The organism is Labrys sp. HAY1-8F, assembly GCF_056754975.1.
Genome location: NZ_JBPGWZ010000002.1, coordinates 5,025,738 through 5,051,031, shown reverse-complemented (window position 1 = coordinate 5,051,031; position 25,294 = coordinate 5,025,738). Strand labels below are relative to the sequence as shown.

The following is a 25,294-nucleotide window of genomic DNA, read 5'->3' as shown; positions in this document are numbered from 1 at the left end:
TTGACTGATCAAGCACCGTCATTGCGTCGCTGCGCTTGCAATGACCTGGAAGTCAAAAACGGCCGTCGCTATCAATCGAAGGTTTTCAGCACCTCACCCGTCCGATCATCCTGCAGCCGTCGCGCCCATCTGCTTAAGATCGGGAGGGCGACGAGGAAAACGGCGAAATAGCAAAGGGTCAGAAAGCGGCCCTGCCAGAGCGTGGCATCATCGGGTCTGGCCCCCCCTAGCCACCCAAGCCCTATCCAGCACAAGGCAGATAGGACGCAGGTGGTCCCGAACCAGAGCAGAACGGGCTTGAGCCGGCAACGGTGCGTGCTCAGCCATGGTATGGCGAGAAGGACGAGCGTCGCACAGATGGCGACGATGCCCCCGCCTACCCTGCCCGGACCCACGTGCAGCAAGGAATAATAGGGCAGCAGCCACCATTGCGGCACATAGGGATTGCCGGTCGAGGTCGGTGGATAGGCAAACAAAGAGCCCACATGTCCGCCGCCTCGGCTCGAACTTGTAATGACGCCGACGATGGCGACGAATGCCAGCACAAGAACGGCTTGCCAGACCTGTGACGAAAGGATTCTGGAGGGAGAAGGCTTGTGCGTGCCGACAACTCCGTCGTCACCTGTGAGCATCAAGATCAGGTCAAGCACGAGAAAAACGGCCGCAGTGACAGTTGCGACGAGTACCGGCATCTCCCAGGGAACGTCGAGAAACTGGATCAGTTCACTGCGCCACAAGGGAGTGCCGCTCTCGGGAATTTCATAGTTCGAGCTCAGTCGAAGCACGGATTTGTTCCAGGGCGCCCCATAGCCGGCAAGGGCCAGTATCTGCGCGCACAGGAGAGCCACGATGAACAAGATCCAGCTCACCTTGCGCCAACGCGGGAACAAGCCGTCATAGAGCGAGATCCCCACATGAGTATAGGCGCATAAGAAAAGGGCGCCCATCGACGCCCTTTCGGCAGTGATTGCCACGGAGATGCCCTGCGCCGCGAAAAATACAATCAGGACGAGGCCGATGGTGCGCGCCAGCCGCGCCGGTTCTGCGGCGCGGCTGGCTGGCACACTCACCTCGAGAACTTCTTGTACTGGATGCGCTTGGGAATGGTCGAGTCGATGCCGAGGCGGCGCTTCTTGTCTTCCTCGTAAGCCTCGAAATTGCCCTCGAACCACTCGACATGGCTGTCGCCCTCGAAGGCGAGAATGTGGGTGGCGAGGCGGTCGAGGAAGAAGCGATCATGCGAGATGATCACGGCGCAGCCGGCATAGTTCTCCAGCGCCTCTTCCAGGGCCCGCAGCGTTTCCACGTCGAGGTCGTTGGTCGGTTCGTCGAGGAAGAGGACGTTGGAGCCTTCCTTCAGCATCTTGGCGAGCTGCACGCGGTTGCGCTCACCGCCGGAGAGCACGCCGACCTTCTTTTGCTGGTCGCCGCCCTTGAAATTGAAAGCGGAGGTGTAGCCGCGCGAGTTCACTTCGCGCTTGCCGAGATAGAGGATCTCATTCCCGCCGGAGATTTCCTGCCAGACGGTCTTGTTCGGATCGAGCGCATCGCGCGACTGGTCGACATAGCCGGGCTGCACCGTGTCGCCGAAGGCGATGGTGCCGGCGTCCGGCTTTTCGAGGCCGAGCAGCATGCGGAACAGGGTGGTCTTGCCGGCGCCGTTGGGGCCGATCACGCCGACGATACCACCGGGCGGCAGCGAGAAGGAAAGATCGTCGATGAGGAGACGATCACCGAACGCCTTGGAGACGCCCTCGACCTCGATGACCTTGCCGCCCAAACGCGGGCCGGTCTGGATCATGATCTGGGCGGTGGTGGGGCCCTTCTCGTTCGCCTTGGCGAGCAGGTCCTCATAGGCATTGATACGGGCCTTGGACTTGGCCTGGCGCGCCTTCGGGCTGGCGGCGATCCATTCCTGCTCGGCGGCGAGCACCTTCTGGCGGCTCTCTTCCTCGCTCGATTCCTGAGCCAGGCGCTTCTGCTTTTGCGACAACCAGGTCGAATAATTGCCCTCATAGGGAATGCCGCGGCCGCGATCGAGTTCGAGGATCCAGCCCGTGACGTTGTCGAGGAAGTAGCGGTCATGGGTAACGATCAGGATTGCGCCCGGATAGCTGCGCAGATGGCCTTCGAGCCAGGCCACCGTCTCGGCGTCGAGATGGTTGGTCGGTTCGTCCAGCAGCAGAAGCTCGGGCTGTTCCAGCAGCAGGCGGCAGAGTGCCACGCGGCGGCGCTCACCGCCCGAGAGATTGTCGACGGCGGCGTCGTCGGGCGGACAGATCAGCGCGTCCATGGCCTGGTCGACCTGGCTGTCGAGGTCCCACAGGTTCTTGGCGTCGATCTCGTCCTGCAGGCGGCTCATCTCATCCGCCGTCTCGTCCGAATAGTTCATGGCGAGTTCGTTGTAGCGGTCGAGGATCGCCTTCTTCGCGGCAACGCCGTCCATGACGTTCTCGCGCACGGTCTTGGCGGGATCGAGCTGGGGCTCCTGCGGCAGATAGCCCACGCGCGCGCCTTCAGCCACCCAGCCATCGCCGGTGAAGTCCTTGTCGATGCCGGCCATGATGCGCAGCAGGGTCGACTTACCCGAGCCGTTGACGCCGAGCACGCCGATCTTGGCGTCCGGGTAGAAGGACAGGTGAACGTTGTCGAGCACCTTCTTGCCGCCCGGATAGGTCTTGTTCAGACCCTGCATGTGGTAGACGAATTGATACGCGGCCATCGTTGCCTGCTTGAGTTTTCGTGGAAAGGGGATTGGGCCGGTGTGTAGCCGAGCGGGCGCATAGGAGCAAGGGCGCCGCCGTAATAAGGCAGGCTCCCCTGCCCTGGAAGCGGGTGCTACTGCCAGAAACGGAACAGCTGATATCCGAGCCCGACATAGCCGGGATAGATGTCGAACAGGCCCGTCAGTGCGAAAACGGCTTTCCAGATCATCCCGCCGACATTGGTGGAGAACACCAGGAACAGGAAGCCGATCGTCGCCAGGGGTGCGATGGCATTGGCCTGGGCCTGAATGTGATAGGGCAGATAGGGCCGGATAACCGCAAAGCCGTCGAAGCCCGGAACCGGCAGGAGATTGAGGACGGCGGCCGAGGCCTGCAGCGCAGCCAGGAAGGCGATGCCGGCCCAGAGTGGCGCCGTGCCCATGGTTTCCGGCAGGCCGAGCATGAAAGGCAGGCCGAGCAGGAAGAGACAGACGAGATTGGCCAAGGGACCGGCCAGGGCGACGAAGGCGTCCCAATGCCTGGTCTTGAGTACGGTGCGGTTGATATAGACCGAACCGCCGGGCAAGCCGATGCCCCCCAGTATCAGGAAGAGCAGCGGCAGGCCGAAGCTCATCAGCGGGTCGCTATAGGCCAGGGGATTGAGGCTGAGATAACCCTTCTCCATCACCGACCGGTCTCCGCCCCAATAGGCCGCCAGGGCATGCGCCCCCTCGTGCAGGCACAGCGACACCAGCCATCCCGAAACGATGAAGGCGAACACGGTGACGGATGCATCGAACCACCCGGTCGCCAGGCTGATGGCCGTCACCACGAATACGGCGAGGATCGGGAGGAAATTGGCGCTCAGGCGCCAGGGCATCACCGCAACTCTGGACAAGGCAGACTCATTCTCGAAGACGGATGCGCTATTGTGGGAACTCGACCGCATTTTCGCAAGGGCAAGCGGTGATGCTTCAGATGCGTAGCCCCGCGCCGACCCGCCTGAGAATCCAATAGAACAATGCCGTCGCCCCCGCGCCGATGACGATCGCGAACCAGAAGCCCCCTTCGGTCTCGAGGAAGGGCAGATCCTTGGTGTTCATGCCGAATATGCCGGCGACCAGGCTGCCGGGCAGCAGCAGGGCCGTCAGAATCGAGAGGGCACGCAACGAGCGGTTGGTCTCTTCGGCCAGCCGGGCACCCACTTCGTCCTGCAGCAGCTTGGCCCGCTCCTGCAAAGTGAGAATATCATGGTCGAGCGATTGCAACCGGTCCGCCAGGCGTTCGGCGGCAATATGCATGCCCGGCTTGTTCGCCTCGTCCGGCTCGTCTTCCCAGTCGCGCAACACGTGAGCGAGCGAGGAAAGCTGGCGGTGCACACGCACGGTCATGCGGCGGACTTCGATCAGGCGCACTCGCTCGGTGGCGGCCATGTCCTCGACCACGCGGTCCTCGGCGGTGTCGAGTTCGTCGGCCATCCCGGCCACGCGGCGCGCCACCGAATCGCAGAAGCGATCGATGATGGTTTCGATCAGCCGCCCGGCCGCCGGCAGGTTGAGGCCCTTCTGCACGGCACGATGGATCTCCTCCACCGACCGCAGCGGATGCCGGCGCCCCGAGATCACCAGCCTCTCGCTGAGGGCGAAGCGCAGCCGGCCGAGATGATCGCTCTCCCCACCCAGCTCGCTATGGAAATCGGCGATGACACCGAAGATGACATGGTCGATCGTGTGCAGGCCGAGCGGCTCGTCCTTGGCCAGGAACAAAGCCCGCACCTCTTCGGGGAGGCTTTCGAAGGAAGACAGCCAATCCCGGGCGAGCCGGTCCGTCAGGCTGAAATGCAGCCAGAGCCAACCGTCCTCCGCAGCCAGGGCTGCAGGCACGTCGCGCGGATCGATCGCCTCGGGCTCATAGCCCTCCCGAAAGCGATAGGCCCAGATCAGGCCGGCGATCGCCGCCGGCACGAAATTGACGCCCGGCAGATGTTGCTGCTGAATAGTGTCCATGCCGCCTCCGCCAAGCGTTTCAGGCCACCCCACCCGAGGCCCGAAGCCCGCATAGCTTCAAGTTCAGGCGATATCCCGCCCCCGGGATAGCCGCCTGAAATGACGGGGCTAGATCATGCATGTGACAATGGGATGACGACCGCGCAGCGCGCTGTCATGCAGGGCTGGCAACCTGTTCGAGCAAGGCGGACAGACCCGGCTCCTCAACCAGGAGAGCAGCATCCCCGGGCGAGAACCAGCGCACCTCGCGTTCATTCATCTCCCGCCAGACCGGCAGATGGCCGGTGACGTCGAGACGATAGACGAAGACGCGGACGAGATCGAAATGCAGGTCGCGGCGCTTCCAATACAGATATTCGCCGACCGGTTCCTTGCCGACCTTGCCCAGCAGCCCGGCTTCCTCCTCGGCCTCGATGGCGGCGGCCCGGCAGTCTTTGCGATCCTTCATCGGCCATCCCTTGGGGATGGTCCAACGCCGCGTTTCGCGCGTGGTCACCAGGCAAACCTCGATCTTGCCGCGCTGGAATCGCAGGGGCAGCGCGCCGACCTGACGAAGCTCCTTGGCTTCGACGGGCGATTTGAGAGGATATTTATCGACTCTGGCCATGTAACGTGAGGAAACCCTAACACTGCACTCGGCAACACTACCTATACCGCGAATATATCAAATATTCCTTAGCACCCGTGCGCTTTTGCACACCAACTTTGTTCTACCACTTTCGAACAAGCACGTTTCCTCAAATAGACGAGAAGCTTGCTGGCAAGTTCCCGCCTACTTCCTGTCACCCGGCCATTCTAGCGGGACAAGACAACCACATAAGTTGCAATGTTGTTATTTTTTTGTCGCACACAATCTGTTTCACCACGCGACGGCCGTCTCTTGCTGCATTGCAATATTAGCTCTCGGAGCCAAACAAATAACCCAGCAAGTCTCCCTATGGACATGTGCGTCATGTCGGAGAAATTTAGCCGTTTCATTGTGAATAACGGTCACATTACCGAACAGTATAGGGTCAAATGCAACCTCATTGTGTTGAAACTCCTCATCGCTTCGCTTATGGCGTGTGGACTGGGCGGCTTTCGATTCGGGCGATATGTGCGTAAACGCACGCCATGCATGAGGATGGCCGGCTAGGGGTTCGCCGCCGGCGCATTTCTCACCTGCGCCGCAGCACCACGAAGTTTTGGGCGGTCCAAAACCGACCTTCCACGGTGAGGAAAGGAAGCCCCATGAGAAAAATGTTGCTCGCCGCCGCTTTTGGCTCTCTCGCTCTTGCCCTCGCCTCCTGCGGTGGCGGCAGCTCGAGCTGCACGGTCGAAGCCCTGACCCAGAAGGGTAAGGACCTGACAGAAGCCATGACCAACGCCATGAAGGATCCGGCCAAGGCTCAGGCCAATGCGCAGACCTGGGCCCAGAAGGCGCAGGAACTGCTGACCAAGGCCCAGGCGGCCCAGGCTGCCGGCGGCAAGCCGACCGACGAGCTCTGCAAGGCCTATGACGAACTGATCACGGCCATCAAGAAGTAAGCCTTCGCCGGTTTTATCCGGCCAAGTCTGGCTCCGGGGCAAGCTCCGGAGCCTTTTTTATTGGTCGGATGAAAAGCCCTGGCCGCCTCCCTGCCAGCGCGATAGCTTGATGGCCGGAGGCTCGCAATGCTCACCGATATTTTCGACCTGACGGGACGGGTAGCGCTCGTCACCGGCTCCAGCCAGGGGATTGGCCTGGCCATCGCGCGCGGACTGGCCGGCGCCGGCGCGACCGTGGTTCTCAACGGCCGCGACCAAGCCAAGCTCGATGCCGCCGCCCGCCTGCTCACCGAAGAAGGCTTGCCGATGGAGACCGCGGCCTTCGACGTCACCGACCAGGCCGGCGTGGAGACGGCCATCTCCGCCATCGAGGCCCGCCATGGTCGCCTCGACATCCTGGTCAACAATGCCGGCATCCAGCGCAGGGCTCCCTTCGTGGATTTTCCGCTCGCTGTCTTCCGCGACGTGCAGTCCACCAATGTCGAGGGGGTCTTCCTTGTGGCGCAAGCAGCGGCTCGCGGCATGATCGCGCGACGTTCGGGCAAGATCATTAACATCTGTTCGGTGATGAGCGAACTCGGCCGTGCCAATATCGTCCCCTATGTCGCGGCCAAAGGCGCCGTGCGCATGATGACCAAAGCCCTGTGCGCCGAGCTCGCCCGTCACAACATCCAGGTCAACGGCATCGGTCCGGGTTATATCGAAACCGAACTCAACACGGCGCTGATGCAGGACGCCGCCTTCTCAGCCTGGGTCGAGGCGCGCACGCCGGCCGGACGTTGGGGGAAAGTCGAGGAATTGGCTGGTGCCGCCATCTTCCTCGCCGGCAATGCCTCCAATTTCGTCAACGGCCACATCCTCTATGTCGATGGCGGGCTCACAGCCTGCGTGTGAGAGACGGCTCATCAAATATTGCAGTTCCATTCGCCACAATCCCGCCACGATCGCCACAATAGATGATCGCTCAACTTTGCCGGCAAAGGATTGAGCTTTGGCGGTTGCACGCGCAGATATTCTGGCGGGACTGTCCGTGGCCGGCCTCTTGGTCCCGGAAGCCGTCGCCTATGCGACGATTGCCGGCCTACCACCCCAGCACGCCATCTTCGCAGCCCTCGTCGGCCTGATCGTCTATGGCCTGCTCGGCCGCAGCAATTTTGCGATCACCTCTCCGACGTCATCTTCGGCCGCCATCCTGGCCGCCGTGGTAGCCGGCTTTCCGGCAGCGGCCGCTGGAGAACGTGAAGCCATTGCCTTCACAGCCGTGATCGTTGCCGGCCTCGTCTTCCTCGTCGCCAGCTTTGCCCGTTTGGGATCCTTGTCGGGTTTCGTGTCGCGGCCAGTGCTGCGCGGCTTCGCCTTCGGGCTGGCGGTAACCATCGTCCTCAAGCAGATTCCCGCGATACTCGGGATCAAGGCCAACGGCGACCCGTTTCACCTTCTCGTGGGAATTTTCGGCCAGATCGGCGCATGGAACCTGCTTGGGCTCGCCACGGGCCTGATCTCCCTGGCCACCCTGCTCATCGTGAGACGGTACCCGGTCTTGCCAGGTGCCTTCATCGTCCTTGTGGCAGGTATCGCGGCTACCTATGCCATCGACTTCCCAGCCCACGGCATCCAGATCGCCGGGCGGATCGACATCGCCTTGCAGGCGCCGGCCATACCCGACCTCGCCGCCCGCGAATGGTCGCGGCTGGTACAAACCGCCGTTCCCCTCGCCCTCATCCTTTTCGCGGAATCATGGGGAACGGTTCGGTCCCTGGCCTTGCGTCACGGACAGAGCGTCGACGCCAATCGCGAACTCCTCGCTTTGGGCACCGCCAATCTCCTTTCAGGCCTCGTTCGCGGCATGCCGGTCGGCGCAGGCTTCTCAGCGTCCTCCGCCAACGAGGCTGCCGGCGCGGTCAGCCGGCTCTCGGGCTTGGTCGCCGCAGTCGGCATCGCCGTGCTGATCGGCCTTGCCGGCCCGCTCGTCTCCCGCCTGCCGGAACCGGTGCTCGCAGCCGTGGTGATCTCGGCCATGCTGCACGCCCTCGATCCGAAGCCGCTGTGGCGGCTCTGGCGCATCGATCGGGATCAATATGTCGCATGCGCCGCGGCCCTCGCCGTGATAGGCCTTGGTGTGCTGAACGGCATGTTGTTTGCCATCGCTCTCTCCATCGTCGCCACCCTGCGCCGCCTCGGCTCACCCCATGTCGCCTCCCTAGGCCAACTCGACACCTCGCGGGACTTCGTCGATGCCGCCCGCCATCCCGACAGCCACCGCGACCCGCGCGTGATTATTCTACGACCAAGCCAGCCTTTGTTCTTTTTCAATGCCGAAAGCAGTTTTGCGCAGGCCCGCAAGCTTTGCGCCGACCAGCCGGGCGCGCGCACCGTCATCCTCAGCCTGGAAGAAAGCTCGGACCTCGACAGCACGGCGCTCGACGCTTTGACGGAATTCGAGGCCCTATTGCGCGGAGAAGGTCGGCTTCTCTATCTCGCGCGCCTTAAGGACGACGCTCGCATGGGGTTGGAAAAAGCCGGCGCCGCAGCCCTCATACAGGCAGACCGCTGCTATTGGAGCGTCTGGGACGCCTACCAAGCAGCCGCTCCTTCGCAGGAAACGTCACGATGACCGGCCCCTTCCGCGCGACCACTATATCGCCCCCGTCATCGAACCCGCTTTGATCGATGAACTCACCGGCTTCGGGCCAGGGGATACGTCGAGGTCGATGCTCCCTATGTCGAATTATTTGCTCGGCTGAGGCGGCCCGTAAGGCGATTGAGGCGCCGCAACCTGCCAGGCGGCCAGCAATGCCTTGAAATTGGCCACCGCTGCCGCGGCCTCGCGGCCGATCTCCGGCGTCACTGTCCGAAATTCCAGCCGAGCCCGCAGGCCATCCGCGAGGCCGAGCGTGCCGATGCAATAATGCTGGCCGGTGACGGGCAAGCCGTCGACGTCGCAGGAAACCAGGAAGGGCGCGGCCGATTTGGCATCGCGCTCGAGCCAGATCCCTCCTGGATAGATGTCATAATCGCCATCCGTCTGTGCGGGAGGCGGCGTGCCCGCCTTGGTAAGCCGCTCCTTCCAGGCCTTGAAATTGTCGAGATCCGGAGCCTTCGCCTGGAACATGCTCTCGGCCTGGAAAGTGGCGGGTTCGTAGAGCGCAACGGTAACGAGCGAACGCGGTGCCCCGCCTTCACGTGCTTCGCCGCCGCACAGGAAGGGCGAAGCCCCGTCCCCACTCCCCTTGCAGAACGCGGCCCTCCAGCTTGCTGCCATGCCGAAGGGCTTGTCCATCGCTTCCAGCGTGAGCACGAAGGCCTTGGCGGTCACCTCGGGCTGCGAACAGGCCTTTTCCAGTCCGGCCTTGGTGGCGAAATTGACCTCCTCGCCCGCGCCCTCTCCTGTCACCAGCGTCAGGGCCGGTGGGCCGGAAACGCGCAGGCGGGTCTTGCCGAGCTTCACCTCGATCCCCTTGCGCAGGCAATCGGCATAGGGAGTGGGTTGAGCCGCGGGGACGGGCGCGGGAACCTGGCCCGCCGGGCTTGCCACAGGCGTGGGCCGCGGATTCGTCGCCTCCCCGCCCGCCATAGCAGCTTCCGCAACGGCCGACTGCGGAGCCGGGCTGTGCAGCACAAAACCGCCTACCGACAACACCAGCCCGATCGTTCCAAGAGCCGCCAGGCCGATACGTTCGCGCGCTTCCATCGTCTCTCCCGAACCGAACACCGCCCTGTCGGGCTCGCTCTTTACACCCGCGCAATAAGGCAAAAACAGGGGAAATGCCACCAAGGCGATGTCCTCGATCCCCCTTCGGCCACCTGAAAGGTAAACACCACACGGGAATATCGCGGAATGGGCGTTGCCAACAGCGCGGCAGCTTCTCACATTCAGCGGATGCGACTTTCCAAAAGCCGCCTCAGTTCGAGGATCCCTCATCGCCCATGACGCTCAAGCGCCTCGTCCTCCTGCCGCTGCAGGTTCTCCTTGCAATCCTGGTGATCATCGACGAACTGGCCCGGCCGGTCTACGGACCGCTGATCCGTCGTTTCGCCGCGCTGCGCCTCGTCGAAATTGGGGAGCGCGCGGTCGCCGGCCTGCCGCGTTTCGTCATCCTCATTCTGCTGGCCGTACCCATCGCCGTGGCAGAACCGCTGAAGATCTACGGCCTGCTGCTTTTGGGGGAAGGCCGGCTGTTCCGCGGCCTTCTCATCCTGGCCGTCGCCTATCTCGCCAGCTTCCTTCTGATCGAGCGCATCTATGCCGCCGGCAAACCCAAGCTGATGACCATAGGCTGGTTCGCCTGGCTCATGAACCTGATCGACTGGGTCCGCCGGACACTGCTCGACTGGCTGAAACGCACCCCTGTCTGGGCGGCGGTCATCGCCACCCGCAGCTTTGCGGCCCGGGTCGTCACCGTATTTCGGAGTGCCATTTCACAAAGGCGCGGGTAATCCTTCAGGCACCCGGACGAAAAGGATTCGCGCTAAACGCCACCAGGCGCGCTCGATCAGCCTGCTCGCGGCGGACGGGGCGATCTCCCGCGCACCCAGGGAGATCGGCCACCTCGAAGCGCCTCTCACCGCGCCAGTCCGCCACCCGTCTTGAAGCAGACCCCAGATAAGACAGGATTATTTAGCCGCTTTGGAATATCTCTAAAAATAGATAAGGAGCTGCACAATTTAGAATCACTATGAACTAGAATTTAGAATTACTCTTATCTTTGATCCGTAACGGTTTTCTGCGTCACAGCCCCTTGTTCATCAGAATTGAACGCGTGTAATAGCTTGCCGATTGTTAATCTTGCATCGGCTGTGGGGGCGCGCAGGAACGACACCATGCTCGTACCATTTCTCATCATGCTCCGGGAGGGCATCGAGGCAGCGCTGATCGTCGGCATCGTTGCGAGCTATCTGCGTGTCACCGGGCGGAGCGCCTGGATGCCGGCGGTGTGGTGCGGCATCATCCTGGCCGTCGGCCTGTCGTTTTCGGTCTTCGTCGCACTTCACGCCGCCAGCGCCGAATTTCCCCAGCGCACCCAGGAACTGTTCGAAGCCGTGGTCGGCCTGATCGCGGTCTGCCTGTTGACTGCCATGGTATTCTGGATGGTGCGAGCCTCGCGCAGCATCAAGGCCGAGTTGCAGCACTCCGTCGATGCCGCCCTGGCCTCATCAGACCATCAGGGCCTCGCGCTGGTCGGCATGGTCTTCCTGGCGGTCGCACGTGAAGGGCTGGAGTCCGCCTTCTTCCTGCTGGCAACCTTCGAGCAGAATGTCGGTTATGGGGCGCCGGTCGGCGCCGCACTCGGCCTTGCCTGCGCAGCTGTCTTCGGCGTGGCGCTCTATTATGGCGGCGCGCGCCTCAATCTGCGCCTGTTCTTCCGCTGGACCAGCATCCTGATCATCTTCGTGGCGGCCGGCCTGGTGGCAACCGCGGTGCGCTCGTTGCACGAAGCCGGCCTGTGGAACCATCTTCAGGGCATCGCCTTCGACATCTCCGGCATCCTGCCCGGCGACAGTGCGCTCGGCACGGTGCTCGGCGGCTTGTTCGGCTATCACGACACGCCGACCCATGGCGAAGTGATCGCCTATCTCCTCTATCTCATTCCGGCGCTGTTTCTCTTCCTGATGGCGCCGACCTCCCCCTCCCCATCCAATTCGAAGGCCGCACGATCGTGACAGCCCCGCGCATCAATTATCCAGCTGTCGGGGCCGGCATGCTCGCCCTCATCGTGGCGGTGGGCGTCGGCACCTATTTCCTGGTCGCCAGGCAGCCGGGCGCCGATGGGCCCAAGGCCGGCGACACCGTCGCCATCGCCGTTACCGCAACGGCCTGTGAACCCAACGAACTTACGGTCCCCGAAGGGCGCACCATTTTCGCCATCACCAACAAGAGCAACCGGGTGATGGAATGGGAGATCCTGCAAGGCGTGATGGTGGTGGAGGAACGCGAAAACATCGCCCCCGGCTTCACCCAGAAGCTGACCGCCAGGCTCGAACCGGGCGACTATGAGATCGCCTGCGGTCTACTGACCAACCCCCGAGGCAAGCTCAAGGTAACGGCTCTCGCCAATGCCCCCAAGGAAGTCAAGCCGAGCCTGACGCAGCTGATCGGCCCGCTTGCCGAATACAAGGTCTATGTCACCTTGGAGGTCGACGACCTGGTCGACGCGACCAAGGCCTTCACCGACGCCATCAAGGCTGGTGACCTCGCCAAGGCCCGCGAGCTCTATGCGCCGACACGCCAATCCTATGAGCGCATCGAGCCGGTGGCCGAGCTGTTTTCCGACCTCGACAAGTCGATCGATGCGCGCGCCGATCTTTTCGAGAAACTGGAGGCCGACCCGGCTTTCACCGGCTTCCACCGCCTCGAATACGGCCTGTTCAAGCAGGGCAGCACCGAGGGGCTCGTCCCCTTCGCCGACAAATTGCAGGCCGATGTCACCGAGCTACAGAACCGGATTTCGACTCTGGTCATCCCGCCTTCCAAGATGGTGGGTGGCGCTGCCGTGCTCATCGAGGAAGTCGCTTCAAACAAGATCTCCGGTGAAGAAGATCGCTACAGCCGCACGGATCTGTGGGATTTCCAGGCCAATATCGATGGCGCCCGCAAGATCGTCGAACTGCTCGCCCCCCTGACCACCAAGGCCGACGCGGCACGCCAGAAGAGCATCGACGACAATTTCGCGGCCGTGAATGCCATCCTCGCCAAATACCGCACGCCCGATGGCGGCTTCAAATCCTATGACGCTTTGAGCCAGGACGATCGTGTGGCCCTGCAAAAGCCGGTGACGACGCTGGCCGAAAGCCTGTCGACGCTACGCGGCACGCTGGGCCTCGACTGAAGGGATGGGAACAATGACCGACAAGACCCCCTATCCGCCCCAATCCGATACTGATGCCCCAAGCTCCCCCGGCCGGCGCTCCATGCTGCTGGGCCTCGGCGCAGCCGGCGGCGGCGCTCTGCTCGCCACCCTGCCGGGCAAGCAGGCGGCCGCCGAGGAAGCCGGTTCAACCGGCCACCTCAGCGACCGCGTGAGCTATCTCGGGACCCATCAGGCCGGCATCACCACCGACCGACCGCCAATGGGACTGGTGGTTGCCTTCAACATCCTCGCCACCACGCGCACCGATCTCGAACGCCTGTTCCGCGTCCTCACCGATCGCATCGCCTTCCTGACCCAGGGTGGCACGCCGCCGGTAATCGATCCCAAGTTTCCTCCCCCGATTCCGGGCTGATGGGGCCCGTGGTCTCCCCGGACAATCTCACTATCACTGTGGGCGTGGGTGCCTCGCTGTTCGACCAGCGTTTCGGGCTCGCCGACAAGAAGCCGCGGCAACTGATCAAAATGCCGCAATTTTCCAACGACGCACTGTCGGCCGACCTGTGCCACGGCGATCTGATGCTCCAGATCTGCTCCAACACCGCCGACAGCAATCTGCATGCCGTACGCGACATCGTAAAGAACACGCCCGATCTTCTGATGATGCGCTGGAAGCAGGAAGGCTTCGTGCCGCCGCCGCGTGCCGCCGGCGAAACCCAGTCGGCACCGCGCAATCTGCTCGGCTTCAAGGACGGCACGGCCAATCCGGACCACAAGGACGAGGCCGAGATGAACCGCCTCGTCTGGATCCAGCAAGGTGCCCCCGAGCCTGCGTGGGCGAAAGGCGGCAGCTATGGCGTGGTGCGCATCATCCGCAATTTCGTCGAGCGCTGGGACCGCACCCCGCTCGGCGAGCAGGAAGCCATCATGGGCCGGCACAAGCCGAATGGCGCTCCTCTCGGCATGAAGGTCGAAGCCGACATCCCTACCTATCATGACGACCCGGAAGGCAAGCGCACACCGCTGGACGCCCATATTCGCTTGGCCAATCCACGCACGCCGGATTCGCGCAAGAACCTGATCCTGCGCCGCCCCTTCAACTATTCCAACGGCATCACCAAATCGGGCCAACTCGACATGGGGCTGCTCTTCATCTGCTTCCAATCCGATCTGGAAGCCGGTTTCGCCACCGTCCAGCAACGCCTGAACGGCGAGCCGCTGGAGGAATACATCAAGCCGGTCGGCGGCGGCTATTTCTTCATCCTGCCCGGCATTCCCGACAAGACAGCATTTCTTGGCCAATCCCTGCTGGCGGAGACGGCCTGAACCGATCCTTCAACCTTGAACTGAAGAGAGAGAGAAAAAACATGGCACATCTCAAATGGCGCATGCTGTTGGGCGCTGCGGTTATCGGCCTTGCCACGACCGCCAGCGCAAACACGCCGGCCGTCTCCCCGCTGGACCTGGTTCAGCCCGTGGCCGACTACAAGGTCTTCATCTCCAGGGGCGTCAAGAAGCTGGTGGAGGATACCGCCAAGTTCACGGCCGCGGTCAAGGCCGGCGATCTGAAGAAGGCCCAGGCCCTCTACGCACCGACCCGCGTCCATTACGAACTGATCGAGCCGGTCGCCGAACTTTTTTCCGATCTCGACGGCAGCATCGATTCCCGCGCCGACGACCATGAGAAGAAGGAAGCCGACGACGGCTTCACCGGCTTCCATCGCCTTGAATACGGCCTGTTCGAAAAGAAGAGCACCGATGGCCTCGCCTCCTTCGCCGACAAGCTGAATGCCGATGTCGTGGACCTGCAAAAGCGCATTGCCGGCCTCACCATCCCGCCCGAGAAGATGGTGGGTGGCGCTGCGGCACTGATCGAGGAAGTCGGTGCCACCAAGATCACAGGTGAAGAAGATCGCTACAGCCACACCGATCTGTGGGACTTCAAGGCCAATGTCGACGGCGCCCGGAAGATCGTCGAGCTGCTCCACCCGCTCACGGTGAAGGCCGACAAGGACCTGTCGCAGAAGATCCACGCAAATTTCGAAACCGTCGAGAAGATCCTGGCCAAGTACAAGACCAAGGATGGCTACGAGACCTACGACAAGCTGACGCCCGAGGATCGTACGGCCCTCCAGGGTCCGATCACGACACTCGCGGAAGATCTTTCCAAGCTGCGCGGCACGCTCGGTTTGAACTGAAATCCGGAGCAGAATGCTCTGTCGGGCGGCGGGCCTTCGGGCCCGCCTCTCCGGCCACTACCAAAATAGCCCCCGACCGAGTTTGCCTTACTTGTCGAGCAACTCGATCGAGCGCGTCAGCGCGACCTTGCGCCCCCCGACATTGTCCTTGAGCAGGACATCGATGCGATAGGGGCCCGGCTTGTCGTCCGGTTCGAAATGAATGGAAAGAGTCGAGCGGCTGTCGACCAGGTTGAATCGGCCGCCGACCTTGTCCTTGAGCGCCGTCACACCTTGCTGCGCCGAACGGGGATCGACCGAGCCATCGGGCCCTGTCACCTTGATGTCATAGCTGACATCGGCGGAGAGATCCTTCTGGAGACCCATGCCCGAAAACAGCATGGTCACGCCGATAGTGTCGCCCCGCCGTGCCTGCGGCATCTCCCCGCTCAGGGCCGTTGCCTCGGGGGCGCCGCCACCGGGCGCAGGCTTATCCGGCAGTTTGAGCATGGCGATGGTACCCGAAAAATCACCGTCACGGTCCGGGGCCGGCCTGAAGCCTGCGCTTCTGCTGGCCAACAAGGTATCCAGGGCTTGCTTGTAGGAGCCCGAGGCCTCTTCGGCCCGCTGCACCAGATAGCGTTCCAGCACCTCGTGCTGGCGCACATTATAGGCAAGGCCTTGCACCGCATTGATGCGGATCGACTTGTCGAGTTCGTTGCTGCCACTTAATGGCCTGCGCGGATCGAGCGCATCGACCAAAGTTGCGAGGAAGCCGGGATTGCCCGTCGCGAAAAAGGCACCCCATTTGAGATCCATCTCCACCGGCCGGCTCGGCGCCAGAGTGTAGAGATTACCGGGCTTGTCCCTGAGAAAGCCGGGTTCCTCATGGAAAAGCGAAGCGATCAGGTCGGTATTGCCCGATTGCCACAGTGCGAAGATGAGAACCGACTTGCTGTCGGCCGGATAATCGGCCCCGGCCCCGATCCAGCCTTCCACGCGCGCGCGGTTCTGCAGGAACAGCATCGAGAAAAAGCCGGCCAGCGTCGCGCGTGACAAGCCCGTACCCGCGATCGCTTCCGAATCCTTCAGAGCGGCGAAGACATCCGGCACCGTCGCAAGATCGTTGCGCACGTAGAAGAAGACGATGGTCGCGGCGAGCTTGATGTCGGCTGCGCTCGGCAGGGCCCTGGCCCTGGGCGGTGGCGGCGGGGAGGCCGGCAGCGCCGGCTGCGGAGGTGATGGAGACGAAGAATTCTGCGCCGCAGCGGGAGCGAAGCAAAAGCCCACCAGAACGAACGCCAGGAGCAGAGTGCGCATCAACGGAATTGCCATCCCAACGGCGCCGCGGAATTGAGCGCCCATTCCAAACCAGCTTACGGCACAAGGCGGCAAAATTGCGCTCGCCCTGCGGCAAAGCACTTCAGCCGGTCGCCGATCGCAGCGCCGGATAGAGCGCGCGCCAGCGCACCAAGGCTTCGGCATAGGCGGGGGCGAGAGTTGGATCCGGAGCGATGGTCTCGACGCGGTGCGGCGGTGTGCAGATCGCCAGCGGGTCTTCGCCGGTGACGGCCAGCCGTGCCAGCCGCGCCGCGCCGAAAGCCCCGCCGGTTTCACCATCCGCCAGGCGGTAAACCGGAAAACCCAGGACATTAGCGAGGATTTCGAGCCAGAAGCGTGAACGCGAACCGCCCCCGATCACGTCGGCACCGGCAATTACGGTTCCCGCCGCCGCCAGGGCATCGCGGCAATCGGCGAAGGCAAAGGCGACACCTTCCAGCACGGCCTGCACCATGGCATCGCGTCCATTCTCATGGGCGAGGCCGGTGAAGGCGCCGCGAATGGCGGCATCGTCATGCGGCGTGCGTTCGCCGGAAAGATAAGGCAGGAACTGCACCGGCGACGGTGCCGCCGGCTTGTCGCCGAGCGGGGCCAGCAAGGCACTCTCCTTTGTCTGCAGCACGCCGGCGATCCAGGCGAGGCTCGAGGCGGCCGATAGAATCACGCCCATCTGGTGCCATGTCTTCGGCACGGCATGGCAAAAAGCATGCACGGCATGGGCGGGATTGGGCAGGAAGCGGTCGGTTGTCGCCCACAGCACCCCCGAGGTACCGAGCGAGAGAAAGGCCGAGCCAGGCCTGATGGCACCGAGCCCCACCGCACCGGCGGCATTGTCCCCTGCGCCGCCGGCGAACAGGGGGGCCTTGGCCATGCCCCAGCGCGCCGCAAAATCGGCCTTAAGGCGACCTGCAGGTTCGGAGCCCTCGACCAGGCGCGGCATCGCCTCGCGCGACAGGCCCGTGGCGGCGAGCGCCGCATCCGACCAGTCCCGCCTGTTAACATCGAGCCAGAGCGAGCCGGCCGCATCCGACATTTCTTCGATGGCCTCGCCGGTCAGAGCCAGGCGCATATAAGCCTTGGGCAGCAGCACGAGGCGTGTCGCAGCGAAGATTGCTGGCTCATGCCGGGCGACCCACAGCAATTTGGGCGCCGTGAAACCCGGCATCGCCTTGTTGCCCGTCACCGCACGCAGATCGGGCCATTTGGCTTCCAATTCCGCACATTCGGCCTGCGAGCGGCCGTCATTCCACAAGATCGCCGGCCGGAGCGGCTGATGATCGGCCCCGAGCAGCACGGCGCCATGCATCTGGCCCGACAGACCGATGCCCTCGACCGCGGCGACCTCCTTGGGATGGGTCGTCTTCAGGGCATCGACAGCTGATATCACCGCCTCCACCCAGGCCTGGGGCGCCTGTTCCGAGAAGCCGGGATGAGGCCGCTGTACCGTCAGCGCAACGTCATGGCTGGCGACCACACGCTGCTCGCCATCCACAAGTAGCGCCTTGATCGACGAGGTACCCATATCGATGCCGAGAAACACGCATTCCTCCAAAGAATCTGTTTGGCCGATCATGCGCCCGCCACAAAAGCCGGGGCAAGCCCCATCGCGTCGAAGCGGACATGACAATGATCACCCAAAGGTAAACCATGAGTTTCACGGCCGTGTCACTGCATCTGACCTATGCAAGGGGCTCGTGGACCCCGACTTCCATCAGGGGCTGTAGACGGCGACGCCATTCGCCGTCCTGGCCAGGGCACCTACGCCCTACAGCCCCTGATGCTTTTTTCGTCGCCGCATGACGAACGGGCACGATGCTGGTTTCCCCTTTTGGCGACACCAACGATTTTCCCTGGTTCGACCGGCTGCTCTTCGCACTCGACCCGGCTCCGGGGAACCTGGCGATATTGGCACATCGCGTCCCGCATGATCCGGCTTGTCAGCCTCATGCCGACCGCATTGGGCGCAAAGGCATTCACTTACAACTCGCAGGAAAGCAAAAAATAACCTTTAGTTTACATATGCCGAAGAAGTGAATTTATGAAACATTCGTAAATACCAATAGTCTCATTTAAAAAATACATAATTATCTGAAAGATATTAATAGCGCAATGTGGGCGCAATGTTCGCCCCTATGATGATTCATGTCTTTCAGGCGGTCGAATCGATGCAGGCCAGAGGAGGCAAACCTCCGTTGGCCTTTTCCTTCTTGGGAGCAAAACGCATTCAGGCATGAACACCTGCATGTTCTAGCTCTTTGTTTCCAAGCCAATCTGATGGATTGGCTAGAGAGCCCCTGCGATTTTTGCCAATGCCGGTGCATCGCCGAATGCATCGATCTCGGCAGGCCGTCATCGCCGACGAAAGACAGCCCGAAAGGAGCCGCTCCCTCATCGGAGACATGGCTCCAAACCCGACAATCCGCGCATCGGTCCGCACGGGCAATTGCCCCGCAGCCGCAAGCGCGTGCAGTGGAGTAGACACGTGCGTACGCAATTGCTCACCCCCCTCGCGGCAGGCCTGCTGGCCTTTGCGGCGGCCGGCTGCGGTCCTGCCTGGGCCGAAGATTATTATGATACTTCCTCCCGTTACGCGCCGCCCCCGCCTACGTCCTTTAGTGGCTCCTATGTCGGCGTGCATGTCGGCGCGGCATCGGCCAAGTCGGCCAACCCCTTCGCCAAGGGCAACAGCCTCCAGTTGGGCGTGCAGGCAGGTCACGACATGCGCCTTGGACCCGCCGTCATCGGCGCCGAGATCGAAGGCTCCAATCTCGGCGGTGCCGAACGCCGCGTGCGGGGCGGCAAGATCAAGGAGAAATGGCGTGCGGCGTTGAAGGGCCGGGCCGGTATCGCTCTCGATCGCACCTTGCTCTACGGCACGGCCGGCTTCGCCTTCACCAAATTCGAAGGCACCGACGGCGCGCGTGTCAGGGACGGCTGGAAGACCGGCTATCTGATGGGCGCCGGTGTCGAGCAGGCCTTCTCCGACACCGTCTCCTTCAAGGTCGAATACAATTATGTCCGCACCCCTGGCCTGAAGACACGTTCGTCCTTCGGGCATGGCAAGGAAGACATTGGCAGCCACGCTTTGAAAGCGGGCCTCAACTACCGATTCTAGTGATCGCTGTTGGGGTCCCCGACCGGATCCGGCCACAAGTCGGATCCGGTCGGCTCCTCGTAATGTCGACGCAATCTTCGGCTTCTAGAGCCAAATATAGTCTGGAATCATCAATGTCTTTTCGTCGCGCCTTCCCTGTCGTGCTCGCCGCAGGCGTTCTGCTGCTTACGGGTTGCGCTTCCGCCGTCATGAAGAACTATGTCGGCGGTCCGGTTGAGACGGTGATGCTGGACTATGGACCGCCAACCAGCATACTGGATCTCGGACCTGGCCAGCGCGCCTATCAGTGGCGCAAGGTTTCCACCAACGTGGTGCCGGGCACCGCCAGGAGCGAAGTCCGCCGGACCCGGCGCGGTAGCGATGTCGAGACGACGGAAACGCCCGGCTATGTCGAGCGGCAGGAATGCTTCTATACCTTCTATGCCCGCGCCGCAGGCGAGCGCTGGCTCATCACCAATTTCCGCAAGCCAAGCCTGGAATGCGAGTAGTCCGGCCTCCCTGTTGAGACCGGCCCGAACCGAAGACGGACAAAGGGTCCCATGCGTATCCTGCTGATCGAGGACGAACCGGAAATGGCTTCCGTGCTCAAGACGGCATTGGAACGCCAGGACGTCGTGGTCGACCACGCCTCGAACCTGGCGGACGCCGAGGCGATGGCTCGCTACGGCGCCTATGACGCGATCGTGCTCGACCGTCGCCTGCCCGATGGCGAGGGCCTCACCTTGATTCCGCGCCTGCGCGCCCTGCATGTGGAGGCTCCGGTCATCGCGCTCACCGCCATGAGCAGCCTGCAGGACCGCGTCGCGGGGCTCGATGCCGGCGCCGACGACTATATGGGCAAGCCCTTCGCCACCGAGGAACTGGTCGCCCGCCTGCGTGCCCTGCACCGCCGCCCCTATACGCTGCGGGCGGACCAGGCGGTGGTCGGCCGCCTCACCTATGATTTCCGCCATCGCGAGGCATTGATCGACGACCAGCCCCTCGACCTACCGCGGCGTGAACGTCTCGTCCTGGAGACTCTGATCCGGCGGCCAGGGCGCACCGTCATGCGCGGCACGCTGGAAGAGGCGGTCTATGCCCTTGACGATGAAATCGGCTCGAATGCGCTCGACGCTCATATTTCGCGCCTGCGCCGCAAGCTGGACGACCTTGCGGCGGGCATCGAGATCCGAGCCATCCGCAATCTCGGCTATCTGCTTCGGGCCGCCTCGTGAAGCAGGCGCGGGCCCGTTCCCTGCAATGGATCCTGGTGCGGCGGCTGATCCTGCTGCAAGCGGCGATGCTTGTCTCCTTCATCGTGCTGTTCATCATCGCGCTGTCTGTCGCCAATCCGCAGCTCATGGTCGACAACGAGGCGGCGGTTGCCGCCATTACCGGAGCGATCGAGCGCGACAAGGACGGCAAGCTCATCGTCAACGATACCAAGGAACTGGCCGACTTCCGCACCGAATATCCCTATGTCTGGTACATCATCCGCGACCAGGCGGGACAAAGCCTGCGCGTGGGTTCGGTTCCTCCCGACTATGACCGCGATCTCGGCGACCTGCTGCGGGCGGTCGATCACGCCAATATCGGTTTCGCCGGCAAGAACGACGGGCAGGAAATGCGCCCGGAAGCCTATGTGCAGAAGATCGATACCAAGGCCGGCCCGGTGCAGATCGTCACCTCCACCCTGCACTCACGGTCCGAAGCCGACGGCTTCATCATCAACATTTCCGCCCAGGTCGACATGGCCCGCAACCCGGACGGCAGCGCCAATTGGGCACGGGTCATCCCCGGCATCCTCGTGGGCCTTGCCATCTTCCTGGTGCCGATCATCGTCGTGATGGGCGTGACCACATTGGTGACGACGCCGGCCGTGGTGCGCCGCTCCCTAACCGGTCTGGTCGGCACGGCCAGCCAGGCCGCACGCATCGATGTCAGCACGCGCGCCATGCAATTGCCGGTGGAGAACGTCCCCCAGGAGATCGTGCCACTGGTGCACGCCTTCAACCAGGCACTGGCCCGCCTTGCCCAGGGCTTCGACCGGCACAACCGTTTCCTCACAGACGCAGCCCATGAGTTACGCACGCCGATCGCCATTCTGCGCACGCGGGCCGAATTGCTGAAGGAGGAACCGCAGAGCCTGCGGCTGAGACAGGATATCGAGCGCCTCTCGCATCTAGCCCAGCAATTGCTCGATCATCAATTGCTCGATCGTCCCGCCAACCATCGCGAGGTGGTCGACCTTGCCGAACTCGCGGGCCGCGTCGCCGCCGATTTTGCGCCGCTCGCCATCGAGGCCGGCTACGACCTTGCATTCGAACCGCCGCACGGCAAGGTCGAGGTCGAAGCCAACGTCCTGCAGGTCGAACAGGCTCTCGCCAACATCATCCGCAACGCCATCGAGCATAGCGGCGGTCACGGCACCATCACGGTGGCGCTCGACGAAGTTGGTGGCCTGGAGGTGCGCGACGAAGGGCCCGGCATCCCCGCCGAGGAGCACAAGAACGTGTTCGAGCCGTTCTATCGCCTGCACCCGCTTTCGCGCGGCGCCGGGCTTGGATTGAACCTCGCCCGCCAGATCGCGCAGTTGCATGGCGGCAGCATCGCAATCGTCAACGGTCCTTGGAAGGGCGCACATGTGCGTATCGAGCTGCCCCTGCTCCGCGCGGCGGCTTGAGGATCGTCAACTGTTCAGGGCTCGTATGCGTCAGCATTTCCAGACGGGCTATTAGCGCCTGTCTTCGCTGGCGACGACCCCAAGCACCGGCAGGACCAGGCGCGGCAACTCATGCGCCACTGTCTTCACGAACATGTTCTCGATCTTCATGGCCTGGATCGGCTTCATCGCCGGAGTACCGTAGACCTTGGCGATCTCGGCGATGCTCTGGTAGATTTTTGTAGTGGCCGCCTGCACAGACCTATCCATGTAGCGCAACTGCCCGATCGCCGTGCGATACGCATAAAAGGCATGATAGTTCGTCGAGCCAAAGCGCTCGAATTCCACGATGACCATCACGACGCTGCCATCATGGCCCACCATGCGCGCGACGTCCTGCTCCACCTTGACGAGACGGATGGCACCGCAGCGCGCGCCGAGTTGCGTCAGAATCCTCTCCATTCCTTGCATGGAAAGCCCGCCGAGCGCGCCGATGTCGAGGCCGGCGGCCTTGGCAAGGTCTTCCACCGTGACGAAGAGCTTGCCATCGACCTTCGCGCCGATTTGCGTGAGAGCCTTGGCCGATGCGACCCAGGCGCAGATGCCGGCATTCGGATTGATGTCGACGATGAGCCTGGCCATGATGGCGCCCTTGACGGAGCGGAGCATCTGCGCCGCCTTGCCGACCGGCAGGATCGCGATGAGCCGCAAGCCATCCTGCCCGGCGCCGGCCGCGGTGCCCTTGGCAAGACCATCGCCAAGCCGCAGCACATCGACGAACCCGGCACCGAAAGTCATCAAGGCCTTGGTGCCGGCTCCCACGATCATCGCACCCTGGCTATAGTTGGAATCCTCGACCCATTTGTCCAGGATCGCTTCGGATTCCGTCTGCTGCTGGCTCCACCAATCCGCGAGCTCCGTGAACTTCCACATGGACCCTCCGTGCAGGATCGATTGCGCGAAAGGCCTCGCCACCGCGCCGATCTCTTTTGGGGGTATAGGAGCGCGCATATCGGCCGACAGTTCCCTGGAGAACCGTGGACATAGAGGCGCAGCCCTTCACAAAGCGGAAAAACTAGGGAAACACCCCGCCGCTATGGTGTGGTCATTCACGCAGGAAGGTGTGGGACCTTGACCATTGCGGCCATGCTCTTCGTCATGCTGGCATTACTCGGCTTCATCTATGTCACCTTCGACATCTGAAGAGGCCGTTGGGTGAAAGCTGGCTAATCCAGAACGGCCAGGCAGCCGACAATTCCCATGAGCGCAGCGGCAGACAGCATCAGCACAGTTTCGGCCAGATTGCCGCGGCCTGCGAGACGCTCCAGCCAGACTGGCTTGGCGGCTCCGGCGCTGATCTCGTCGCATGACGGCAAGCCCGTTGGCCGCGCCGGCTCGCCACAGCCGAGCCCGATCAGCAGATCGGCGGCCGTGGTATGGAGATGAGCCGAGAGCCGCGTGGCCATGGCCGGCCGTAGGTCGCGCTGTCCGCGAGCCCAGGCATCGATATCGCCCGCAGTCACACCGGCACGGCGGGCAAGCGCGGTAGCATCCACGCCGGCTGTCGCCATGGCTGCAGCCAGCCCGTTGGGGCGAGGCATGCGATCGAAATTCAGTCTGATCGGATCCGACATGACGCACCGGCCTTCGGTCAGACCTGACCGAGACGAGTCCTCGCCGGTGAGTTGAACCGACGGTCGCCCAGACATTCGAGGGGTGGGGAATATAGATACAGTCCGCAAAGGCCAAACGACACTTCGGCGGCGGTGGGATAGGGACACATGGCCTGTCTTCCACGATGACACCTTCGGCAAAGGGTGCGAATCACCCGAAACCTTCGATGTCTCCCTATCGCCCGCGGGTATTACGCGGACATTGCGCCCATCCATCCAGCTCGCAGACCTGTCGGCACGGCATTGCCGATCGGACACGGCCAAACGCTGCCGGACAAACAAAAGCATCCTCCGACCGGTGGAGATCGGAGGACGCATTGTCGGGCAATCCAGCATACGGGCCTAGATCAGGCCGTACTGCCTGGCCTTGTTGCGCAGGAAGGGCAGGCCCTCGGCCAGGATTTCCTCGCGGCTGTTGGCGACGGGGCGCCACACCGACAAGGCGGAGGCGAGCTGCGGCGGCATATGGATGAAGCTCTCCACGGCCATGCCGCCCTTGAAGCCGCCCGAGATGATCGGCTTGCGGATGATGGCGAAGATACCGGCGCGGGCGCCGACATCGACACCGACCGTGGGTGAATCCAGGATCAGGAGCTTGGGCTTGGTGGCCAGCCATTTCGCCAGCACGACGCGCTGCTGGTTGCCGCCGGACAAGATCGACACCGCGTTGTCGGGATTGGAGACCTTAATGGCCAGGGCCTTGACCCAGTCGTCGACCAGCGCTTTGCGCCGAGTCGGTGAAATCAGCCGGAAGAGATCGAGCAGCCTGTCCAGTATGGCGATGCCGCGCCGCCGGTATCCCTTGCGTCAATCCCGATCTGCCCGGCAGCGATGCGCCCTCGGTGGTCACTGACAATTACGGCGGCGCCGATGCCCTCACCGAGGGGCTGATCGCCAGGCTGCGCAAACGCCGGACGGCACCATCCGATCTGCTTTTTCTCGGCGGCATCGCCGGGGAACACGCCACCGATCGACGTATCCAGGGTTTTCGCGACGCCGTGGCGGCACATGGCCAGGGGATGACGCCGGAGGTTTCCTGCTGCGGCTATCGCCCCTCACCGGCACGCGAGGCTTTGGCCGCCCGCTTCGAAACGCTCGGCCGCATGCCGGGCGGTCTCTTCATCAATTCGATCACCGCCTTCGAGGGGCTGGTGCGGTTTTCCCTGCAGGTGCCGCGCCAGGCGATGCGCGAAGTCGGTACGGTATGTTCGGACTGGGATCCCTTTGCGGCGCATCTGCCCTTTGACGTCACGATGACCCGGCAGAACGTCGAGGCGATCATCGCGGAGGGCTACGCGCTGGT

Annotated in this window: 24 protein-coding genes and 2 pseudogenes; 14 read left to right on the top strand and 12 right to left on the bottom strand. The window is 62.9% G+C overall.

The genetic code is table 11. The annotated features are described in order from the left end of the window. Positions 1 to 71: 71 nt before the first annotated feature. The 5 genes from ACR9ZN_RS32435 to ACR9ZN_RS32415 form a co-directional block, all read right to left on the bottom strand. Positions 72 to 1,070, bottom strand: coding sequence for a hypothetical protein (locus tag ACR9ZN_RS32435; RefSeq protein WP_481274166.1), 999 nt, complete (start codon positions 1,068 to 1,070; stop codon positions 72 to 74). Further along, complete coding sequence (gene ettA, locus ACR9ZN_RS32430; protein ID WP_434955710.1) at positions 1,067 to 2,722, bottom strand: energy-dependent translational throttle protein EttA; 1,656 nt, start codon at positions 2,720 to 2,722, stop codon at positions 1,067 to 1,069. Before ettA ends, ACR9ZN_RS32435 begins: the two co-directional genes overlap by 4 nt. Positions 2,723 to 2,838: 116 nt before the next feature. Then, a complete protein-coding gene (locus tag ACR9ZN_RS32425; RefSeq protein WP_441774020.1) occupies positions 2,839 to 3,603 on the bottom strand; it encodes a site-2 protease family protein in 765 nt (254 codons plus the stop codon). Positions 3,604 to 3,679: 76 nt separating this feature from the next. Then, positions 3,680 to 4,711: a transporter gene (locus ACR9ZN_RS32420; protein WP_434955708.1), complete on the bottom strand. Its 1,032-nt coding sequence runs from the start codon at positions 4,709 to 4,711 to the stop codon at positions 3,680 to 3,682. 154 nt (positions 4,712 to 4,865) lie between these two features. Continuing rightward, positions 4,866 to 5,318, bottom strand: a complete 453-nt coding sequence (locus ACR9ZN_RS32415; RefSeq protein WP_434955707.1) for an NUDIX hydrolase — start codon at positions 5,316 to 5,318, stop codon at positions 4,866 to 4,868. Between the two features lie 623 nt (positions 5,319 to 5,941). Here ACR9ZN_RS32415 and ACR9ZN_RS32410 point away from each other — a divergent pair. The 3 genes from ACR9ZN_RS32410 to ACR9ZN_RS32400 all read left to right on the top strand — a co-directional run bounded on the left by ACR9ZN_RS32410 (position 5,942) and on the right by ACR9ZN_RS32400 (position 8,852). After that, a complete protein-coding gene (locus ACR9ZN_RS32410) occupies positions 5,942 to 6,238 on the top strand; it encodes a hypothetical protein (RefSeq protein WP_434955706.1) in 297 nt (98 codons plus the stop codon). Positions 6,239 to 6,364: 126 nt separating this feature from the next. Beyond that, on the top strand, positions 6,365 to 7,132 hold the full coding sequence (locus ACR9ZN_RS32405) for an SDR family oxidoreductase (RefSeq protein ID WP_454813365.1): 768 nt from the start codon (positions 6,365 to 6,367) through the stop codon (positions 7,130 to 7,132). A 97-nt stretch (positions 7,133 to 7,229) separates the two neighbouring features. Beyond that, the gene (locus tag ACR9ZN_RS32400; RefSeq protein ID WP_454813364.1) at positions 7,230 to 8,852 is read left to right on the top strand and encodes a SulP family inorganic anion transporter; all 1,623 of its coding nucleotides are present in this window, start codon (positions 7,230 to 7,232) and stop codon (positions 8,850 to 8,852) included. A gap of 114 nt (positions 8,853 to 8,966) precedes the next feature. On the opposite strand, the gene ACR9ZN_RS32395 is transcribed toward ACR9ZN_RS32400, so the two are convergent. Then, a complete protein-coding gene (locus ACR9ZN_RS32395) occupies positions 8,967 to 10,013 on the bottom strand; it encodes a hypothetical protein (RefSeq protein WP_481274165.1) in 1,047 nt (348 codons plus the stop codon). 152 nt (positions 10,014 to 10,165) lie between these two features. Here ACR9ZN_RS32395 and ACR9ZN_RS32390 point away from each other — a divergent pair, with 152 nt between their 5' ends. From ACR9ZN_RS32390 to efeO (ACR9ZN_RS32365), 6 genes are all read left to right on the top strand, one after another. After that, positions 10,166 to 10,675: a hypothetical protein gene (locus ACR9ZN_RS32390; protein WP_481274164.1), complete on the top strand. Its 510-nt coding sequence runs from the start codon at positions 10,166 to 10,168 to the stop codon at positions 10,673 to 10,675. Positions 10,676 to 11,059: 384 nt separating this feature from the next. Beyond that, positions 11,060 to 11,899, top strand: coding sequence for an iron uptake transporter permease EfeU (gene efeU, locus ACR9ZN_RS32385; RefSeq protein ID WP_434955701.1), 840 nt, complete (start codon positions 11,060 to 11,062; stop codon positions 11,897 to 11,899). Continuing rightward, entirely contained in the window at positions 11,896 to 13,065 is a 1,170-nt protein-coding gene (gene efeO / locus ACR9ZN_RS32380) for an iron uptake system protein EfeO (protein WP_454813360.1), read from the top strand. The genes efeU and efeO (ACR9ZN_RS32380) overlap by 4 nt, the downstream gene beginning before the upstream one ends. 13 nt (positions 13,066 to 13,078) lie before the next feature. Beyond that, positions 13,079 to 13,459, top strand: coding sequence for a Dyp-type peroxidase domain-containing protein (locus ACR9ZN_RS32375; protein ID WP_481274163.1), 381 nt, complete (start codon positions 13,079 to 13,081; stop codon positions 13,457 to 13,459). Further along, positions 13,459 to 14,370: a Dyp-type peroxidase gene (locus ACR9ZN_RS32370; protein WP_481274162.1), complete on the top strand. Its 912-nt coding sequence runs from the start codon at positions 13,459 to 13,461 to the stop codon at positions 14,368 to 14,370. The genes ACR9ZN_RS32375 and ACR9ZN_RS32370 overlap by 1 nt, the downstream gene beginning before the upstream one ends. A 41-nt stretch (positions 14,371 to 14,411) precedes the next feature. After that, positions 14,412 to 15,242, top strand: coding sequence for an iron uptake system protein EfeO (efeO, locus tag ACR9ZN_RS32365; RefSeq protein WP_434955697.1), 831 nt, complete (start codon positions 14,412 to 14,414; stop codon positions 15,240 to 15,242). An 87-nt stretch (positions 15,243 to 15,329) separates the two neighbouring features. On the opposite strand, the gene ACR9ZN_RS32360 is transcribed toward efeO (ACR9ZN_RS32365), so the two are convergent. Both ACR9ZN_RS32360 and xylB read right to left on the bottom strand, forming a co-directional pair. Beyond that, a complete protein-coding gene (locus ACR9ZN_RS32360) occupies positions 15,330 to 16,541 on the bottom strand; it encodes a hypothetical protein (RefSeq protein ID WP_454813358.1) in 1,212 nt (403 codons plus the stop codon). Positions 16,542 to 16,644: 103 nt separating this feature from the next. After that, on the bottom strand, positions 16,645 to 18,102 hold the full coding sequence (gene xylB, locus ACR9ZN_RS32355; protein ID WP_454813357.1) for a xylulokinase: 1,458 nt from the start codon (positions 18,100 to 18,102) through the stop codon (positions 16,645 to 16,647). A 272-nt stretch (positions 18,103 to 18,374) separates the two neighbouring features. Here xylB and ACR9ZN_RS32350 point away from each other — a divergent pair, with 272 nt between their 5' ends. The 5 genes from ACR9ZN_RS32350 (at position 18,375) to ACR9ZN_RS32330 (ending at position 22,339) form a co-directional block, all read left to right on the top strand. Further along, positions 18,375 to 18,596: a hypothetical protein gene (locus ACR9ZN_RS32350; RefSeq protein WP_454813356.1), complete on the top strand. Its 222-nt coding sequence runs from the start codon at positions 18,375 to 18,377 to the stop codon at positions 18,594 to 18,596. 448 nt (positions 18,597 to 19,044) lie between these two features. Further along, positions 19,045 to 19,677 (top strand): outer membrane protein, encoded by a 633-nt coding sequence (locus tag ACR9ZN_RS32345; RefSeq protein WP_434955694.1) that lies wholly within the window; start codon positions 19,045 to 19,047, stop codon positions 19,675 to 19,677. A gap of 113 nt (positions 19,678 to 19,790) precedes the next feature. Further along, positions 19,791 to 20,165, top strand: a complete 375-nt coding sequence (locus ACR9ZN_RS32340; RefSeq protein WP_434955693.1) for a hypothetical protein — start codon at positions 19,791 to 19,793, stop codon at positions 20,163 to 20,165. Between the two features lie 51 nt (positions 20,166 to 20,216). Continuing rightward, entirely contained in the window at positions 20,217 to 20,891 is a 675-nt protein-coding gene (locus ACR9ZN_RS32335) for a response regulator transcription factor (protein ID WP_434955692.1), read from the top strand. Then, complete coding sequence (locus tag ACR9ZN_RS32330; RefSeq protein ID WP_481274161.1) at positions 20,888 to 22,339, top strand: sensor histidine kinase; 1,452 nt, start codon at positions 20,888 to 20,890, stop codon at positions 22,337 to 22,339. The genes ACR9ZN_RS32335 and ACR9ZN_RS32330 overlap by 4 nt, the downstream gene beginning before the upstream one ends. A gap of 51 nt (positions 22,340 to 22,390) precedes the next feature. On the opposite strand, the gene ACR9ZN_RS32325 is transcribed toward ACR9ZN_RS32330, so the two are convergent. The 4 genes and pseudogenes from ACR9ZN_RS32325 to ACR9ZN_RS32310 form a co-directional block, all read right to left on the bottom strand. Next, positions 22,391 to 23,251, bottom strand: coding sequence for a hypothetical protein (locus ACR9ZN_RS32325; RefSeq protein ID WP_481274160.1), 861 nt, complete (start codon positions 23,249 to 23,251; stop codon positions 22,391 to 22,393). Between the two features lie 293 nt (positions 23,252 to 23,544). Further along, on the bottom strand, positions 23,545 to 23,952 hold the full coding sequence (locus tag ACR9ZN_RS32320; RefSeq protein WP_454813352.1) for a hypothetical protein: 408 nt from the start codon (positions 23,950 to 23,952) through the stop codon (positions 23,545 to 23,547). A 381-nt stretch (positions 23,953 to 24,333) separates the two neighbouring features. Next, positions 24,334 to 24,495: pseudogene (locus ACR9ZN_RS32315) on the bottom strand (sugar phosphate isomerase/epimerase); the annotation flags it as partial. A gap of 78 nt (positions 24,496 to 24,573) precedes the next feature. After that, positions 24,574 to 24,711 (bottom strand): annotated as a pseudogene (locus ACR9ZN_RS32310) (ATP-binding cassette domain-containing protein); the annotation flags it as partial. Positions 24,712 to 25,294: the final 583 nt, after the last annotated feature.